This window comes from Cohaesibacter gelatinilyticus, assembly GCF_900215605.1.
GTDB lineage: Bacteria > Pseudomonadota > Alphaproteobacteria > Rhizobiales > Cohaesibacteraceae > Cohaesibacter > Cohaesibacter gelatinilyticus.
Window position 1 is genome coordinate 153,297 of record NZ_OBEL01000005.1, and the last position, 17,310, is coordinate 170,606.

Annotated in this window: 14 protein-coding genes; 4 read left to right on the forward strand and 10 right to left on the reverse strand. The window is 50.4% G+C overall.

The genetic code is table 11. The annotated features are described in order from the left end of the window. Positions 1–135: 135 nt before the first annotated feature. From hutX to CRO57_RS18460, 4 genes are all read right to left on the reverse strand, one after another. Positions 136–648: a heme utilization cystosolic carrier protein HutX gene (gene hutX, locus CRO57_RS18445; protein WP_097154969.1), complete on the reverse strand. Its 513-nt coding sequence runs from the start codon at positions 646–648 to the stop codon at positions 136–138. Between the two features lie 45 nt (positions 649–693). Then, positions 694–2,160, reverse strand: coding sequence for a heme anaerobic degradation radical SAM methyltransferase ChuW/HutW (gene hutW / locus CRO57_RS18450; RefSeq protein WP_097154970.1), 1,467 nt, complete (start codon positions 2,158–2,160; stop codon positions 694–696). A 220-nt stretch (positions 2,161–2,380) separates the two neighbouring features. Next, a complete protein-coding gene (locus CRO57_RS18455; RefSeq protein ID WP_097154971.1) occupies positions 2,381–2,668 on the reverse strand; it encodes a DUF1330 domain-containing protein in 288 nt (95 codons plus the stop codon). A gap of 101 nt (positions 2,669–2,769) precedes the next feature. Beyond that, positions 2,770–3,879, reverse strand: a complete 1,110-nt coding sequence (locus CRO57_RS18460; RefSeq protein WP_097154972.1) for a cystathionine gamma-lyase — start codon at positions 3,877–3,879, stop codon at positions 2,770–2,772. 526 nt (positions 3,880–4,405) lie between these two features. Here CRO57_RS18460 and CRO57_RS18465 point away from each other — a divergent pair. After that, a complete protein-coding gene (locus CRO57_RS18465; protein ID WP_097154973.1) occupies positions 4,406–5,737 on the forward strand; it encodes a sodium-dependent transporter in 1,332 nt (443 codons plus the stop codon). A gap of 66 nt (positions 5,738–5,803) precedes the next feature. Here CRO57_RS18465 and CRO57_RS18470 read toward each other — a convergent pair whose 3' ends face one another. The 5 genes from CRO57_RS18470 to CRO57_RS18490 all read right to left on the reverse strand — a co-directional run bounded on the left by CRO57_RS18470 (position 5,804) and on the right by CRO57_RS18490 (position 12,315). Continuing rightward, positions 5,804–6,850 carry a DUF1176 domain-containing protein gene (locus CRO57_RS18470; protein WP_097154974.1) on the reverse strand — a complete coding sequence of 349 codons (1,047 nt, stop codon included), beginning with the start codon at positions 6,848–6,850 and terminating at the stop codon, positions 5,804–5,806. A gap of 166 nt (positions 6,851–7,016) precedes the next feature. After that, positions 7,017–8,528 carry a glycerol kinase GlpK gene (glpK, locus tag CRO57_RS18475; protein WP_097155179.1) on the reverse strand — a complete coding sequence of 504 codons (1,512 nt, stop codon included), beginning with the start codon at positions 8,526–8,528 and terminating at the stop codon, positions 7,017–7,019. A 47-nt stretch (positions 8,529–8,575) separates the two neighbouring features. Then, positions 8,576–10,102 (reverse strand): glycerol-3-phosphate dehydrogenase, encoded by a 1,527-nt coding sequence (glpD, locus tag CRO57_RS18480; RefSeq protein ID WP_097154975.1) that lies wholly within the window; start codon positions 10,100–10,102, stop codon positions 8,576–8,578. Further along, complete coding sequence (locus tag CRO57_RS18485) at positions 10,102–10,908, reverse strand: DeoR/GlpR family DNA-binding transcription regulator (protein ID WP_210200937.1); 807 nt, start codon at positions 10,906–10,908, stop codon at positions 10,102–10,104. The genes glpD and CRO57_RS18485 overlap by 1 nt, the downstream gene beginning before the upstream one ends. 402 nt (positions 10,909–11,310) lie before the next feature. Next, positions 11,311–12,315, reverse strand: coding sequence for a helix-turn-helix transcriptional regulator (locus tag CRO57_RS18490; protein ID WP_170956165.1), 1,005 nt, complete (start codon positions 12,313–12,315; stop codon positions 11,311–11,313). Between the two features lie 277 nt (positions 12,316–12,592). Here CRO57_RS18490 and CRO57_RS18495 point away from each other — a divergent pair, with 277 nt between their 5' ends. Both CRO57_RS18495 and CRO57_RS18500 read left to right on the forward strand, forming a co-directional pair. Continuing rightward, a complete protein-coding gene (locus CRO57_RS18495; protein WP_097154978.1) occupies positions 12,593–14,584 on the forward strand; it encodes a TonB-dependent receptor domain-containing protein in 1,992 nt (663 codons plus the stop codon). 94 nt (positions 14,585–14,678) lie between these two features. Continuing rightward, entirely contained in the window at positions 14,679–14,984 is a 306-nt protein-coding gene (locus CRO57_RS18500; protein WP_097155180.1) for a DUF2218 domain-containing protein, read from the forward strand. A 6-nt stretch (positions 14,985–14,990) separates the two neighbouring features. Here the strand turns inward: CRO57_RS18500 and CRO57_RS18505 are convergent, their stop codons facing one another. Continuing rightward, complete coding sequence (locus CRO57_RS18505; protein ID WP_097154979.1) at positions 14,991–15,863, reverse strand: LysR family transcriptional regulator; 873 nt, start codon at positions 15,861–15,863, stop codon at positions 14,991–14,993. 78 nt (positions 15,864–15,941) lie between these two features. On the opposite strand from CRO57_RS18505, the gene CRO57_RS18510 reads away from it, so the two are divergent. Beyond that, a complete protein-coding gene (locus CRO57_RS18510) occupies positions 15,942–16,901 on the forward strand; it encodes an NAD(P)H-dependent flavin oxidoreductase (protein WP_244580146.1) in 960 nt (319 codons plus the stop codon). Positions 16,902–17,310 lie beyond the last annotated feature (409 nt).

Below are 17,310 nucleotides of genomic sequence, written 5' to 3' on the forward strand. Positions count from 1 at the left end.
ATATGTGCAAATTTAGGTTCTAGAATTTGCGGGTCGCCAAAATACCAATGGTGACCTCCACGACCCGCCACCTGTTCTATATTGTCGCATGCAAGAGAGTTTTAGGTAAGAATTGCGACAAGTGGACAGGAATGGTTAGCTGGAACCGAGTTTGCTTTTCAGTGCTTCAAACGCTTCAATCTGTGAAGACAACATCTGACGGTTCTCATCGCGGCCTAGATAGATCTTGAACATGCAGCCGCCCTTTTTATTGAAAAACTGGACGGACTTGGTGTCGGAGGAGAAGAGTGGGCGAGAGACAAATGCAATCGCATCGCAATTTTCGCCTTTCAGATGACCACCAATTGGTGCGCCATGAAGGTTATAGAAGCCTCGCGCACTTTTGCCTTTCGGGACACTGCCTTTGGCTTCGAGAATGAGGTCTTCGGTGTGTACCAAAAAGGTGATATCGCCCCAGTCTGAGACTTCAAGCATGACAGTTTCAAACAATGCACCATCAACCAATCTTGTCTGATGTTCTGGTAGGCAGTGAATGATGTCCAATGCGCTGACTTCATGCTCCTTGGCGACATAATCGAGAACGGCACCGGGATTCTCACTCAAGGAGGTCTGAATGGCCTGTTTCTTCTCAGTGCTGAGAGAGCTCATGTTTTGGTTCCTTCAAATTGAGCCGACCAACTGCTGGCACGGACCTTAATTTTTGATCTGGTTTGCTGCTGGAAGATGTTGCTGGATCCATTGGATGAGATGATGGGTCATGGTCACCTGCCAGAAACGACCGGCAAGAGTGAGCTTTGCCCAACCTTGATCAACGTTCAGCAATCCGCTTTCCTGCCATTGATGAAGCACGGGCAACAAAAGGCTCTCGCCATCCAATCCACGTTGATGCAAAGCTTCAAGAAGGCCAACGATATGCAATCGCCCGGTTTCCATCTGTCCCTTGGCTTCATTGAAAAAGGCACGGTCTGACGGCATCTTCATCAAAAACCCCAAGGGCTTCTTGCCAGCCAGCACGGTCTTGATATAGCGTTTCAGATCTCCATCAACCCGAAAGCTGTAATCTGACAGAAACCCGCCGGCCCCGGACCCGAATGCCAGACAATTGGCCCCGGTCTTGACCAGCAAATTATAGAGATTGCGTTCTCGTGTACTGCTTCGCCAATGGGTGGTGGAAATATCCATCCATCCCTTTTGCGCCAGAACATCCTGACCAATCTGATAATATTGGCCCAATTCATCATGCCTGGGCGGCGTGGAGAACTTGCCTTTGTCAATGGCTATGGCCAATGGGGAGCTAGGCAGAAGGCTTAAGGAATAGAGATCAACACCATCCAATCCTAACTCGGAAGCAATGGTGACATCTTGTCGCCAGCTATCCAGGCTTTGCTCGGGAAAGCCATAGATCAGATCAATGACAACAGCTCCCTGATCCAATGCTACCAGCTCACTCAGGAAGTCGCGTGCTTGTTCTCCTGAAACCTTGCGCCCGACACGACGACGAAGCTTGCTGTCAAAAGTCTGCACACCAAGTGAGATACGATTGGCCCCTGCATCAAAACAGGCTTTGGCTTTTTCGAGCGGGAAGCTGAAAATCCGTCCCTCGATGGTAATTTCGCAATCCGGCGCAAGGGGTAAATAAGTGCGCACGGCCTCAATGATGCGGCAAAGGTCTGGAGTATCAAGGGCAGTTGGTGTTCCGCCACCAAAATAGACGGCGTGGAGCGGATGACCAGTATGGCTTGGTAGGTCTTTGCTGGCCCTGATCTCTTCTATGATTGTGTCCGCATAGACTTCACTTTGATTGGATCGCCAGGGATTTTGATAAAACCCACAAAAGAGGCAGTGATTTTCGCAGAAAGGAATATGCAGATAGGCAACTGATTTGCTCTGCCTGTCTTGATGGCTCATGTCTTGCCAGATGGATGACCAATTGTCTTTGGGAACAGGGCGAGCATCAACAAAAGGGTGGACGACGGCCTTTTTCGGAAATGCCTCCGAGAGAGGATTGCTGCTGACTTTGGCAAACAGATCCTGCTGTTCCATGAGTTTGGGTGGTTTGGGCCTATACGGAGGGCGAACACCTCGATGATTTGGACGTTTGCCGTCGTTGGGTTGTGGAGAGCTCGGAGACTGTTTCAAGCTACTGCTTGTGGAAGACATAACGCAAATCCAATTTATTGAGTCCTGGATTCATATTATGAAAGACTCAAACTTCGCAAGCCTTTCTGCGTAAAACACTGTTTTTGAGGCGAGAATTATCCAGATGCGGCTATTTGGATAAGAGGATTTGCGTAATTTTGGGCGGTAAGTTGGCGAAATGGGCTTCCGCCAACCTCCTGTCTGATAACTCGGGTCAAGCTTGCTGAAGGATCACACAAATCTATTCGTCATAAAAATAGATGCTCATGTCGCAGGCTTGATCCCGCAGCGGGATAAGAGTTTTATATTCATCTGTCTCGTAGAAACCATGAGCAGCGTCCATATCCGGATAGCGAAAAACTGCGGCGATATGAGCTGGTTTTTCTTCGCCACGTTTGGTCTTTGCTAACGTGCCTCGCACGACAACTTCGACCCCAGCCTTCTCCATCAACGGGCCAGCTTGCTGCACATAATCCTGAAAGGCTGCAAAATCCTTGATGACTGCATAAGAGAAATTAAGAACGGGCATCAAAGCCTCCCTTGAAATGTCTGGATCAAGGAGAGGCTATGAATATTCTTTAATTCGGGACAGACCCAATCACTGCCAAAAGTTCAAACCAAACGAGCCGATCAAAGCTGATCGAGGCTTGTTTTCAAGGCTTCCCAAAGTTCCTCGGCCGGTTCACAACCAATGGACAGGCGCACAAAGGCAGGATCAACATCATCCCCCCAACGGGCACGTCGTTCAGCAGAACTGTGAATGCCGCCAAAGGATGTAGCGGGTCGCAAGTAAGGACAGTCATTGATAAAGCGTTCGGCTTTTTCCTCGCTTTCAAGCGTGAAGCAAATCAGGAAACCGAAACGAAGCTGCTGGGACTTGGCTAGATTGTGAGATGGATCTACTTGAAGCCCGGGGAAGCGAATGCTCTGAACAGCTTTGTGCTCAGCCAATCGAGGGGCAATCAGCTCTGCTGAATTGCACATGCGTTCAAATCGTACATCCAGGCTTTCCAGTCCTCGATGCAGAAGCCATGCTTCTTGTGGGCCGGGGATGGAGCCCGATATTCTACGCCAGTCTTCCATTGCTTGCAAAAGATCGCCATTGCGACTGGCCACATGTCCCATCAGGGCATCAGAATGCCCACCCATGCTTTTAGTATCGGACGAGACAACAATATCAATGCCCAGATCCAGTGGTTGCTGCCCTAATGGGGTCAGGGTGGTGTTGTCGCAAATGCTTACACCACCAGCTGCACGGACCTGTTTGGCAATGGAAGACAGATCCACAACGTCCAGACCGGGATTTGATGGAGTTTCAACGAAAACTACATCAAATCCTTCAAAGCCGCCATCTTCAAATGCGTTTGAAGGGCGTTCTACTACCTCGACGCCCAGATTGGACAGGAAACGGCTGGAGAGCACACGAGTAACATAATATCCGTCTGATGGAATGAGCAGTTTGCAACCCGCTTTCAATGTCGCAAAAAGCGAAGCGCTGATGGCTGCCATGCCGGAAGGAAAGGCTATGCAATCTGCCCTTTCAAGATGTGCAAGGGCATGTTCCAGGGCATCCCAGGTGGGATTGGTCGCTCGGCCATAAAACGGAAAATTCTCCGCCAAACCTGGTAGGTGATACATGGAGCTTTGTACCAATGGCAGAGCAATAGGCTCACCCTTGTCCAGTTGGTTTCCACGTAAATGCAACAGTTCTGCCATAGAAGGTTTGGAGAAATCGGCCATAATTTTTTCCGGGCAATTGATTGGGCGGGAGCTTTGGTCCTGACCCTAACAGAGAGCTGGTGTTTGTCCAGTCTCCTGAAACTGCATTCCCTAATGGATCAATTAAGTTGGAGCAAATCAATTATATGCACAATGTGCACTTTTATTTGTTTTGAACTATCTAAGGGTTATTCCCGATTTTATTGTAGCTTTTCAAAATTTTGCACTTTTTCGGGCGCAAACCACGTAAATTTCGCGCAATTTCTGTGATTATCTGCATGTTTTATTCATTTGTCGTAAGTCTTTGGTCGACTTTTGAACTTGTTTGCGTCTAAGAAATGGCGCCGATTTAGGCGGTAACGAAACGTTAAGATTTTCGTCACGTCCAGTCATTTGGCTCAAGGAGCTGATCGGGTGCCATCCTGGGGCAGGAAGGCAGATCAGATCTTGGCTGAATGGGCGTCGAGTCAATCGGTAGAAAAAAGTGAACCAACCTCCGCTTGCTCGGTATTGAGCGTGGAAGGCATACAAGGTTTCAGGAAATAAAATGGCTATTACACGCGAAAACTGGGGCTCTCGTCTGGGCTTCATCATGGCGACTGCAGGTTCTGCTATCGGCCTTGGCAACATTTGGAAATTCCCTTACATCACCGGTGAAAATGGCGGTGCAGCATTCATTCTGTTGTATCTTGGCCTCGTCTTCACCATTGGTCTGTCCGTTCTGTTGGCCGAGATCGTTATCGGTCGTGCCTCCCAGTCCGATGCTGTGAACTCGTTCAAGAAGCTCGGCCACGGCAAATGGTCCGTCATCGGTTATATGGGCATTCTGGCGGCCTTCATGATCCTGTCCTTCTATTGCGTTGTTGCAGGTTGGACCATCGCTTACATCATCAAATTTGCTGGTGGTGCCTTTGAAGGCATGAATGCAGAAGCAATTGGCGGGGCATTCGGTGGTTTCATCGGTGATCCGATTGAACCAATCCTGTATCAGGCGATCTTCGTTGCCCTGACCGTGATTGTGGTTCTTGGTGGTGTTGCCAACGGTATTGAGCGTGCCGGTAAAGTGCTGATGCCTTTGCTGTTCGTTATCCTGCTGGCTCTGGTGATCCGTTCTGTGACCCTGCCAGGCGCGGAAAAAGGTCTGGATTTCTTCCTGTCTCCTGATTTCTCCAAGATCACTGGTACCACCTTTGTGGCAGCGCTTGGTCAAGCGTTCTTCTCCTTGTCCTTGGGCATGGGTGCAGTTCTGACCTACGGTTCATATCTCGATAAAGATGCCAATCTTGGTAAATCCGCTTGGTATGTCGCGATCCTCGATACCTCTGTCGCTATTCTTGCTGGTCTGGCTATCCTTCCAGCCGTATTCGCATTCGGCATGAATCCAGGCGCAGGCCCAGGTCTGACTTTCGTTACCTTGCCAACTGTCTTCCTGGAAATGCCAGGCGGTTACATTTTCGGCATCATTTTCTTCGTGCTGCTGACCATCGCTGCTTTGACATCTTCCATCTCCCTTCTGGAGCCAGTGGTTGCCTATTTCCGCGAAAAAGGCTTCACCCGTTTCCAGATCACTGTTGTTTCCGGTGTGATTGTGTTCCTGCTGGGTATTCCATCTTCCCTGTCCATGGGCATCTGGGGTGATGTGAAAGTCTTCAATAAAGGCTTCCTGGATCTGTTTGACTTTGCAACAGCCAACATCATGCTGCCACTGGGTGGCATGCTGATCTCCCTCTTTGTTGGTTGGGTTATCGCGCCATTGGCGATCAAGGAAGTCAGCGGCTCTGAAGCAGGGTCTGGCCTGACCAAGATCTGGATCTTCATTCTGCGCTTCGTGGCGCCTATCGCCATCGCAGCAATCCTGATCAATGGTCTGATCAACTGATCATGAGAGTGATTGAGAAAATATTGAAAGCGGGCCTTCATGGCCCGCTTTCTTTTTGTACTGATGTCAGGGACGAGCAGAAAATTTCAAAGGGAAAGAGGCCGGTTCCATGACCTTACCATCGCACGAGGTCTTGGCTCGCTTTTCCAGCAATTGAAACTCTACTGCTTCCCCTTCAACAGCGCGCAATTGATAGCGCCAATGGATTCCGCAGCTATCATCCTGCCCCCAATCGGTGAAGGAAAGAACCGCACTGCGTGAGATGACTTGTGGGTTTGGAACTTCTTGCCGTTCCTCGCTGCTATCCACATCAAAGATTGGCAGCACCACCCCATGTTGTGGCATGTCGTTCAGTGCGACCATGAAGACGGTCGTGCCAGTGCGGGCATAGAGATTGCAAGGCAAGGCCCACAGTGTCATGTCACTGGAGATCGCATAGCGCTCCCCGAAACCTGGCGTATTCTGTGGTTCGCAATTGGGTGCCTGCTGGCGCAATGCCTTCAAAAGAGCACTAGGCACGCCTTTCAAGCCACTGAATTCTTGCGGACCGCTTAATGAGATTGCATCGCCTGACAATCTGGCTTGTTGCACAGAAGGGGTGGGAGCTGGGGCTGGTGCGTCTGCTGCGCTTTGATGATCCAATTGTGGGCAGGAAATATGGCCCTTGGTGTTTGAGATGAAAGGGAAGCGTCCTTTGCGGATGATGGTGAGTTTGGCATCATCAATGATAATGTCATCACCGCTCAGATGCTGCTTCTTGAACTCCATAAGAACCCGATGACCACTCTCCTTGTCTTCATAAAGCCGTATATGCTCTATGCGCTGGCCACCCGCCCGAATGCGGTCTACGCGGGAAAGGGCAATCACATCCTTACCGATTTTCATCCATCCGGGTAGTTCTTCGCCATCATTGAATGGTGCGAAGAAGACATAGGAATATTTGTCTTTCTTGGGGTTGCGATTATGCTGCCAAAGGGCGAACTGACAGGCATTGTAGCCTTCCAGTATATTCTGCCCGAACAATTTCAACGCTATCTTGTTGTCTTGTGCCTGAGCAGGGCTGCCCAGCATCAATCCTGCTGACAAAGCTGCCAGCATCATCAAAAATTTCATGGATCCCCCCAGTCGCTCCTCAACACTGTGATAAGAGTGCATGGATGAAAGCTATCTGTCCAGAGAAAGCATCATCAAGGCAAAAAGAAACCGACCCCTTCGGCAAAGGGTCGGTTCAAGGGGCTTTTTCAAGGGGTTTGAAAAAGGGACTTTTAAAGAGAAAATTCTAATCGAGTTGGGAAAGGGTGCGCTGAACAGCATCCTGCCAACCGGCATATTTGCGGGTTCGGGTTTCCTCATCCATGGAGGCATCGAACCGCCGCTCAAGATTCCAGCTTTTGGCAAAGACTTCAGGGGCTGGATAGAAGCCAACCTGATAACCAGCCAGATAAGCGGCACCAAGCGCCGTTGTCTCCAGCACTTGCGGGCGATCAACTGGCGCATTCAAAAGATCTGAGAGGAACTGCATGGTCCAGTCAGAGGCCACCATGCCGCCATCGACGCGCAACACAGTTTCACCTTCTGTCTGTCCACTGGCTGCCCAGTCTTTTTGCATGGCAGTCAGCAGATCACGTGTCTGATAACAAACGGCTTCCAGAGCGGCTCGTGCGAGCTCATTTGGTCCTGTACCGCGAGTGAGACCATAAAGTGCGCCACGGCAATCCGCATCCCAATAAGGAGCCCCCATGCCGACAAAGGCAGGTACGAGATAGACATCCTGGTTGTTGTCAGCTGCTTCGGCCATGGTGCCGGTCTGACCAGCATGTTCGACAACCTTCAAGCCATCACGCAGCCACTGAACAGCAGCACCAGCCACAAAGATCGAGCCCTCCAGCGCATAGGTTGGCTTGCCATCAAACTGGTAGGCGATGGTGGTGAGCAGGCGGTTCTCGGAGATGGTTGGAGCATCCCCAATATTGAGCAAGGCAAAGCAGCCGGTGCCATAGGTGGATTTCATCATGCCCGCCTCAAAACAGGCCTGACCAATGGTCGCTGCCTGCTGATCGCCTGCAATGCCCGCAATGGGAATGGAACCACCAAACAGATCTGGGGCACTTTCGCCAAAGTCAGCAGCGCAATCCATGACCTTGGGAAGAGCCAAACCTTCTGGAATGGAGAGTAGATCAAGCAGATCCTTGCTCCATTCGCCTTTCGTGATGTCATACAGCATGCTGCGTGAGGCATTGGTGGCATCGGTTGCATGCACGTTGCCGCCAGTCAGACGCCAAAGCAGGAAGCTATCGACCGTACCAAAGGCCAGTTCGCCCGCTTCGGCGCGCGCACGTGCCCCTGCGACATTGTCCAAAATCCAGGCCACTTTAGTGCCCGAGAAATAAGGATCGAGCAGCAGGCCGGTTGTCTTGGTGACCAGAGCTTCGTGCCCTGCTTCCTTCAGGCCTTTGCAGAAATCAGAGGTTCGGCGATCCTGCCAGACAATGGCTGGATAAATGGCTTTGCCACTGGCTTTGTCCCAAACCAAGGTGGTTTCGCGCTGATTGGTGATACCAATCGCAGCGATATCCTTGGCACCGATATAGAGCTTGGCCATGGCCTCGCGGCAGGTCTCGACAACGGTCTGCCAGATCTCTTCCGGATCATGCTCCACCCAACCGCTATCGGGGAAATGCTGAGTGAATTCCTTCTGCGCCATCGCACGAATTTGATAGCGATCATCAAACAGAATAGCACGTGATGAGGTCGTACCCTGATCAATGGACAATATGTAGGATTTGCTCATTCTCTCCCCCGGATCTTTTTTCTCGATGACCATTTGCAGCCAGCAAATCAGGCCTGCTTTGCATTGCCACTATGAGCTGTTTCCAGATAAAGCTGCAAGGCGTCCCGTTGGCTTTTGTCCAGATGCAAACCACGCTTGGTGCGGCGATAAAGAATGTCCTCGGCGCTCACTGCCCATTCGTTGGTCGTCAGATACTTGATTTCACGCTCATAAAGATCCGAGCCAAAGCACTGGCCGAGATCATCAAGGCTTTTGGCATCTCCCAGCAAGGTCCATGCATAGGTGCCATAGAGACGCAGCAGACGCTTGACATGGCGCGGATCAAGGAAGGAATAATCGGAACTTAGGCTCGCCAGTTTGGCGTCAAAATCTTGTGGTGCGAATTCTCCGCCTGGCAGGTTGACTTCGCGCGTCCATGGTTTCCCTTTGGCACCCAATGCTTCTTCAATCTTGCCAAGAGCGGATTCTGCCAGTCTGCGATAGGTGGTGATCTTGCCGCCAAAGATATGAAGGGCAGGAGCGATATTTTTGTCGGAGCCACCTTCAAGCTTCAGGATATAGTCGCGGGTCGCTTCCTGAGCTGCACTGGCACCATCATCATAAAGCGGGCGAACGCCGGAATATGTCCAAACCACATCGTCAGACTTGATCTCAGCGGTGAAATATTCGCTCGCCGCAGCACAAAGATAGTCAATCTCTGTCTGACTGATTTCAACCTTGGTCAGGCTCTTGTCATAGTCCTGATCGGTGGTGCCAATCAGGGTGAAGTCTTCCTCGTAAGGGATGGCAAAAATGATGCGGCCATCTTTGTTCTGGAAGATGTAGCAGCGGTCATGATCGAACAATTTTGGCACCACAATATGGCTGCCTTGCACGAGACGCACATTCTTCACATCTGGTCGGCCCATGGCATCATTGAGGATATCATCCACCCATGGCCCGGCGGCGTTGATCACCATCCGGGCCTTATGGGTTGCTTGCTCACCACTGAGCTGATCTTGCGTAACGATTTCCCAATGATCCGATAGCTGTTTGGCAGACACGACCTTGGTACGGGTCAGAATGTTCGCGCCTTTTTCACGGGCGTCCATGGCGTTGAGCACAACGAGGCGGGCATCATTGACCCAGCAATCGGAATATTCAAAGCCTTTGGTGAAGAGCGGCTTCAAAGGCTCACCGACGGCATCTTGGCGCATGTCGACATCTTTGGTGCCGGGAAGCAATTTGCGACCACCCAGATGATCATACATGAACAGGCCAAGACGCAGGAACCATGCCGGACGCAGGCCTTTGTGATGCGGGAGGACAAACCGTAAAGGCCAAATGATATGAGGCGCATTGCCGAGCAAAACTTCACGCTCTTTCAGTGCTTCGCGCACCAGTCGGAATTCATAATGCTCCAGATAACGCAAGCCGCCATGGATCAGTTTGGTGGAGGCAGAAGAGGTCGCGCTGGCCAGATCATTCATTTCGGCCAATGTCACGCTATAGCCGCGTCCCACGGCATCGCGGGCTATGCCGCAGCCATTGATACCGCCGCCAATAACGAAAATGTCCTGGATCGCTTGAACCATCACTCACTAATCTCTGGTTGGGCCGCAGCCTGATTTTTTTGGTGTTCAGCAATGACCAATTGCACCTTGTGGGTCTCGCACAATGCTACGATCTCTTCACTAGGGGCTTTGTCAGTCACAAACACATCAATGTCGGATAGATGAGCGATACAGACAGGAGCCTGTCGCTCGAATTTCATATGGTCGCAGACCAGAATGGTCTTACGGGCATGCTTGATAATGGCTTTGGCCGCGCGCACTTCGCGATAGTCGAAATCAAGCAGCGAGCCGTCCTGATCAATGGCCGAAGTGCCGATGATGGCGTAATCCACCTTGAACTGACGGATGAAATCTACGCTGCTTTCCCCAACGATGCCGCCATCAGAGCGGCGCACCATGCCGCCAGCAATGATCAGATCCAGTCCGTCAACGGCATGCAGGATATTGGCGACATTGATATTGTTGGTGATCACCATAAGGCCACTATGATGGCGAAGCGCATGGGCGACCTGCTCGGTGGTCGTGCCAATATTCAGAATGAGGGAGCTGTTGTCCGGAATAAGCTGGGCTGCAACCTGACCGATGGCGGCTTTATTTTCGCTCGCCAGAAGTCGCCGCGCCTCATAGGCCAGATTGGCAACGCCGGACGGATAAATCGCGCCACCATGTACCCGCTCCAATAGCTCGCGATCACAAAGCAGGTTCAAATCCTTGCGAATGGTCTGAGGGGTGACATCGAAGTGAGAGGCAAGGCCGTCCACATCCACACGCCCCTGACTCTTGGCAAGGCTCAATATATCGCTTTGTCTTGGTAAAAGCGGATCCATCAAAATCTCCATGATCTCTTGCGAGATTTAGTCATTTTGATTTCGAAAAGTCAATATTTAAGTTCGTATTTATTCGTTTTAGTTCATTTAAGTTCGTTTTAGGCAATTGAATGAAAGCCAGTCCAAAGTTGAAATAAGGCTGGCTTGTCATTTTCGAGCTTGTCACGGCTGTTGACGCGTTGCTGTGATGACAACATCACGAACGCAAATGCATTGTGATTGCGGATATATGAGCAGAATATCGCAGGCGATATCGTCGGTCCTTAGCTTGTCTTTGGGCCATATCTGATGGCCAATCTAAAAATGGAGTTCCTCTTTTCCGAAACCTCAAAAGCCTTCGAAAGACCTCCGGATGCAACAGATCTTGATAAGGTTTACATGGGGATGTAGGCCAAGATGCTTCTACCAACCGCCGATGACTTCACTAGGGGAAACCCCAAAATGGCGTTTGAAGGCGGTTGAGAAATTGGCAGGGCCTCCATATCCAGCCAAAAAGGCAGCCTCTGCAATTGTGACGCCTTCAATTTCAAGAGCATGACGGGCCTTTTCCATCCGCCATCTCCGAATGAAATCGGATACCGATGCGCCATAATGGCCTTGGCAGAGGCGTTGTAAGGTATTGACGCTAACACCTGCTGCATCTGCCAAATCGGCCGCTTTGATATTGTCGGTTGAATGGTGCTCCAGATAAGTTTCAATACGTGTAATTCGCTGGTGATCCTGGGGTCTGAGCTGATTATTGGTGACTTTTATTTCTGGGCGCAAAATTTGCGCAAAGGCCTCGGCAATCAAGCTGAATACTCGACTCTGGACATAGAGCTTGAGCAAGAAACGGGGGAGGTCAGGTGGATGAATGATCTGCTCGGCCCATGCCAGAGCTGCGGGGCTGGGATCCCAGCTCTTGCAAGCCATATGGCAATCAGTGAACTGCTTGATGAGATGAGCTTCATCAGGTTCACCAAGATCTTGTTGATTGAGCCATTCATGGCTCATGCTGATGATAACTTTGCGAACACGGTCGCCTTTTCTCACCTTGCGCTGAAAGCTTTCCTGTCGGATCTGAGAGAAGATTGAAGCGACTGGCTGCCATTGTCCATTTTCAGGGGAGCGTTTTGGCATGGGAACCATTTGTTCGCCAATGCGCGCATCAATATCCCCCTCAAGGAAAAGACGAACCCCGATATGGGCTGACGTATTGGTTTTGATTGTCAGATCATCCAGCTCTTGGGAGTCTGAAAAGTGAACAGCCAAGCCGCAGTCCAACTCAATGTTATCACTGCTGCCGAGGATTACTTTTGTGGCCGGTGGCAAGCCTTCTTCCAGCCAGATTTCACCAGATTCTTTGCTGCGATCATAAAGATCACCTGCCGTTACAAAAGACCGTTTGGGAGTCCAAAGGCTACTCATAAGGTATCTCTCCAATTGTGGTCCTCTGAATCCTGCTTGCTCGAAAATCATTCATCAATACACGCAAAAGCAGTGTTTGACCGTGCCATGGTGGAGTTGCAAAAAGCTTTGGTGCTTTGGCAAATGCATTCCATCTAGCCATCCCGAGCCAGCCTTTTGTATCTAAATATGACAATAATAATCAAGTTTTGGGGTGAAAAAATACCTCAAGCCAGCCGCTCTCGATTGTAAGTCATGCAGACAACGGGTCTGTGGCAAAAAATACAGGTGTTGGGATATGCAGCGTCAAACACAATTTTCCAGGTTCCTGTTGGTGACCGTCAGTGCCCTGGCCTTGGTCACTGCATCGGATCTGACAGTTCTTCAGGCTCAGGAAGTTCATAATCTCTCCGAAATTGTCGTTTCAGGTGAGCAGGAAGCAGACAATCAGGCTATGGAAAGCGATGAGGTGATCGGCGAAGAGGAGCTGAATGTTCTGAATGCACAGACTGTTCAGGACTTGTTTGCTGCGACGCCGGCCATTGTCGTTGCGGGTGGTACAAGTGCTGCCCAAAAATTCTATCTGCATGGTATTGATCAGGCCAAGGTGAATATTGTGATTGATGGCGCGCGTCAACGAAGTGGTGTCTGGCATCACACATCCGGTGATATTGGTATCGAACCAGCCTTCCTGAAGCAAGTTGATGTGAAATCCGGTGTCTCCCCTGCTGACGCCGGGCCAGGTGCCTTAGCCGGAACCATTGCGTTTGAAACCAAAGACGCCAAGGATCTCTTGCTGCCAGGGCAGACAATGGGTGGTCTTATCTCGGCTGGCTATCAGAGCAATTCCAGCACCTATCAGGTAACGGGTTCCGCTTATGGCATGCATGATGGTTTCGAGCTTGTTGGTATCGTGAAACATGCTCAGGGCAGCACCTACAAAGATGGCGGCGGCCATGAGGAGTTGGGCACGGATCCAGATGTCTGGAATGGTCTTGGCAAACTGGCCTATGAGTCCGATGGTGGCCATCGTTTCTCACTGAGTGCAGAGCGCTTTTCTGACACTGGTTTGCGTCGCCTACGTGCGGACATGAACCTCAATGGTGCAGTCAATTATAACGAGCACACCAATACGCGCACCACAGTCACTGCGAAATATGTCAATACGCAGGGCGGCGGGATGTTTGATCCTGAAATCCTGCTCTATATGAACCGCAACGAAATTGAACGTCCCTTTGGCAATTATGCGCGCTATAGTGGTGATTTCAATTCCGACATGGTCGAGTTTGGCGGTAAAGCCGTCAACAAGTTCCATTTTGCTCTGGGCACGATCACGGCAGGCGTTGATTTTTACAACAATCATATCGATCTGGAGCGTTTCTACAGCAAGGATACCTTGGATGAGACCATCACCAATATTGGTGGTCTGGTGCAGGCACGTCTGAAGCCTATGGATCGTTTGGAAATCTCCACGGGCATTCGTGTAGACTTCCAAAGCTATGATGCGGTCGATGGGCAGGCATTTGATAATGTCGGTTTCTCACCAAATTTCTCTGCCAGTTTTGAAATTCTTGATGGGTTGAAGTTTAATGCAGGTGCCGCATCCGACTTTGGTGGCTTGGAGCCGAGTGAAATGGCGCTTTATGCATCTGCATCGCCTTACAGCTATGCAGCTAATCTCAAACCAACCCGCTCGAATAGTTTTGAAGCGGGACTGAGCTACCAAAAGGATGGTTGGACGGCAGCTGCAAAGGTCTTTCATACGCGCATGAGCAACCCGATTGCGTATGACTATACCAATTGGCCTGCATCTGGTGCTCGTGTGAATGGTGCAGACCTGGTTAGCTCAGGCTTTGATGTCTCAGCCCGGTATGATTGGGCCAACGCCTATGTTTCTGCAGCTTTTACCCATACGGATGTGAAATATGACGGAAAGGTATCTGGCCTCGTTTACAACACCTCTACGACGGTGGGGGATATGCTCACTCTTCAAGGGGCCTATACCTTCACAGATCTTGATCTGACCCTTGGTGCAAAATCACAGATCGCATTCGATATTGATGAACCAAGCCTTGGCACACCAGATGATCTGGAAGGCTATCAGGTGATTGATCTGTTCGCTGAATATAAGCCGGAGAAAATGCTGGAAGGGTTCACGCTTCGTGCCGATGTAACCAATCTGCTGGATCAGAAATATGTTGCTCGTGGGACACGTCTGAATGGCTCTCGTTGGGAGCCGGTTCACAGCCCGGGCCGTTCATTCAACATCACTGCGACCAAGAAGTTCTGATTATTGTAGAAAATAATACTCAACTTTCTTGTTTGAAAGAAAGCCAGATGCTATGCATCTGGCTTTCATACTTGCATTTCAAAGGACCACAATCATGTATGCAATCACTGCAAGGGCCGAGACCGAATTTGCCTCCAAATATCTGCAGCAGCTTTGCAAGCATTTTGCCCATAAGGTTCCCTCAACTTATGATGAGACCAGCGGAAAAGTGGAGTTCCCCATGGGTGACTGCACCATGCAAGCGACCTCAGGTGTGCTCACTGTTACATGTCATTCCGAAGAAAGAGACGGTGTTACTCAGATGGGCCAGATCATCGACAAACATCTCGAGCGTTTTGCCTGGAAGGAAAAGCTGGAGTTGACCTGGGAGAATACAGAAAGCGCTGTTCAGGAAGCTTGAATTCTCTCAGGAAGCCGATGTCGATCCAAGCAAGTCGAATAGCGGGCGTAATTTCTCGCTATTCTCCGGTTCCCAAATCAGCCTGGTTCTGTTTCGAGAGAAACGCTTGGGAAGCTTGTGGGCTCTGACGTCCTTGGAGGCCGTCATCGTTTCGAGGACTGCTTCGGGAACAATGCCGCAACCGGATCCAGCAGCGGCCCAGGCGATCATGCTCTGATAGCTGTTGATTTCCACCACCTTTTCAATCGTGGCTGAATGATCGGCAAACCATTCCTCCAATACCTTGCGATAAGCGCATCCCTCCTCAAAGGCTAGAATGCTGGACTGGGTGAGATCGGAAGCGGTTTTGACTGATGGATGATCCTGTTGCGTGATCAAAACCAGATCCTCTTGGAAAATGTCCTGGCCTTCCAGATCTGCAATGGAACAGGGATCTCCGATAAAGGCAGCGTCAAGACGATGGTCCCGTACCTGCCGCACCAGATCATCCGTTGCTCCTGACGTGACCTTCAGGGGTATATCAGGGTAAAGATCATGAAACTCGGTAAGCTTTGGCAAGAGCCGAGTGATCAATGTGCTTTCCATGGTGCCAAGGCGAATGGGGCCGTGGATCCATGTATTCTTCATCGCATATTCAATGTCGGCCGCCAAAGTCAGCAGACGTTCTGCATGCTTGAAAAATGTTTGTCCGGCGTCGGTCAGAACAAGCGATCGACCCCGCCGCTCAAACAATATCACTCCAAGACGCGTTTCCAGCTGTTTGATACGTGTGGTGACATTGCTTTGAACTCTATGCAGTTTTTCAGCAGCCCGCACGATGCCGCCTTCGTGGACGACAGCACAAAATATTTCCAGTGAATCCAGATCAAAGCTTCTCATTTTGAGAATGTATCTTCCTTTTAATTCATTTGTAAGCACTAAATTGAAGCTCTAGAGTTCCTCCCAAATGGGAGGAAAATGATGCAAAAATCAAACAACCGACTGACAGAGCTCTTGAATATCCATCACCCCATCGTATCCGCTCCCATGGCTTTGGCCGCAGGAGGTGCTCTGGCAGGGGCAGTTAGTCGAGCAGGTGGGTTTGGATTGATCGGAGGTGGTTACGGTGATCCTGCCTGGTTGGAAGAGCAATTCATTACAGCTCAAGGAGAGCGCATTGGCGTTGGCTTCATCACTTGGGCGCTGAAGAAATCTCCATCGCTGCTCACGGATGTTCTGAAACACAAACCCGCGGCGGTGATGCTGTCGTTTGGTGATCCGCGCCCTTTCGTCGATGAAATTCGAGATGCGGGCGCTCTGCTGATCTGTCAGTGCCAGAATACCGATCATGTCTGGGATGCTATTGATGTGGGGGCAGATATAATCATTGCACAGGGAAGTGAAGCGGGGGGGCATGGGGCTGCTCGTGGAACCATGAGCTTTGTTCCCGAAGCTGCAGATCTTTTGGCGGAACACGCCCCTCAATCTGTGCTTTTGGCAGCTGGTGGAATTGCAGACGGAAGAGGGTTGGCAGCAGCACGAATGCTGGGGGCTGATGGTGTGCTAATGGGCACGCGCTTTTGGGCGTCAAGAGAAGCTCTTGTCCATGAAAATCATCATTTGGCAATCATCGAGGCCAATGGGGATGAAACCATACGTACGACGATTCCAGATATCGCGCGTCAACTGGATTGGCCACGAGGCCTGACGGCACGTGTAAGGCATAACACATTCGTGCGACGCTGGCAGGGGAGGGAAAAGGAACTGAAACAAAACCTGTCTGAGGAAGTGATCAAATATGCCAAAGCGTTTGCTGCAGGTGATATCGAGAATACCGGCGTTTGGTTTGGCGAAGCGGCCGGATTAATCGAAGACATTGAGAGCGCTGGCGACATAGTGATGAAAATTGCCACAGAAGCAGAGAAAGTCATGCGATGATGAAGCTTCCTCTGGGCGTTCTATTCTGATTGCTCGGATCCAGACTTTGTTTCATTCATCAGAGAATATCAAACGGGCTTGCAATCAAATGATATCGATTTCAATTCCACCGCACTACAGACGTGCTCCTTTGGTCAGTCGGCTGCAAGGCGTAAGCCAAGATGGTGGAGTTTGACGGATAGACCTCGAAATCCAGACCTTCACGGATGACGTTGATCAAAAGCATGGGCCTGATTTCGAGCCTCCGCTCTTGATATTATGTGTAGAAGTTCAGACTTGATCTGACAGTTTACCGTTTTGACGGCAGTGATTTGTCAGATCAGATTTGATCTACGAATTTTTCTGTCCAGATCTTCTTTCCATCAATCATAGTTTCCATTGGCGTCTTTTGCTCATTGCCCTGCCGGGC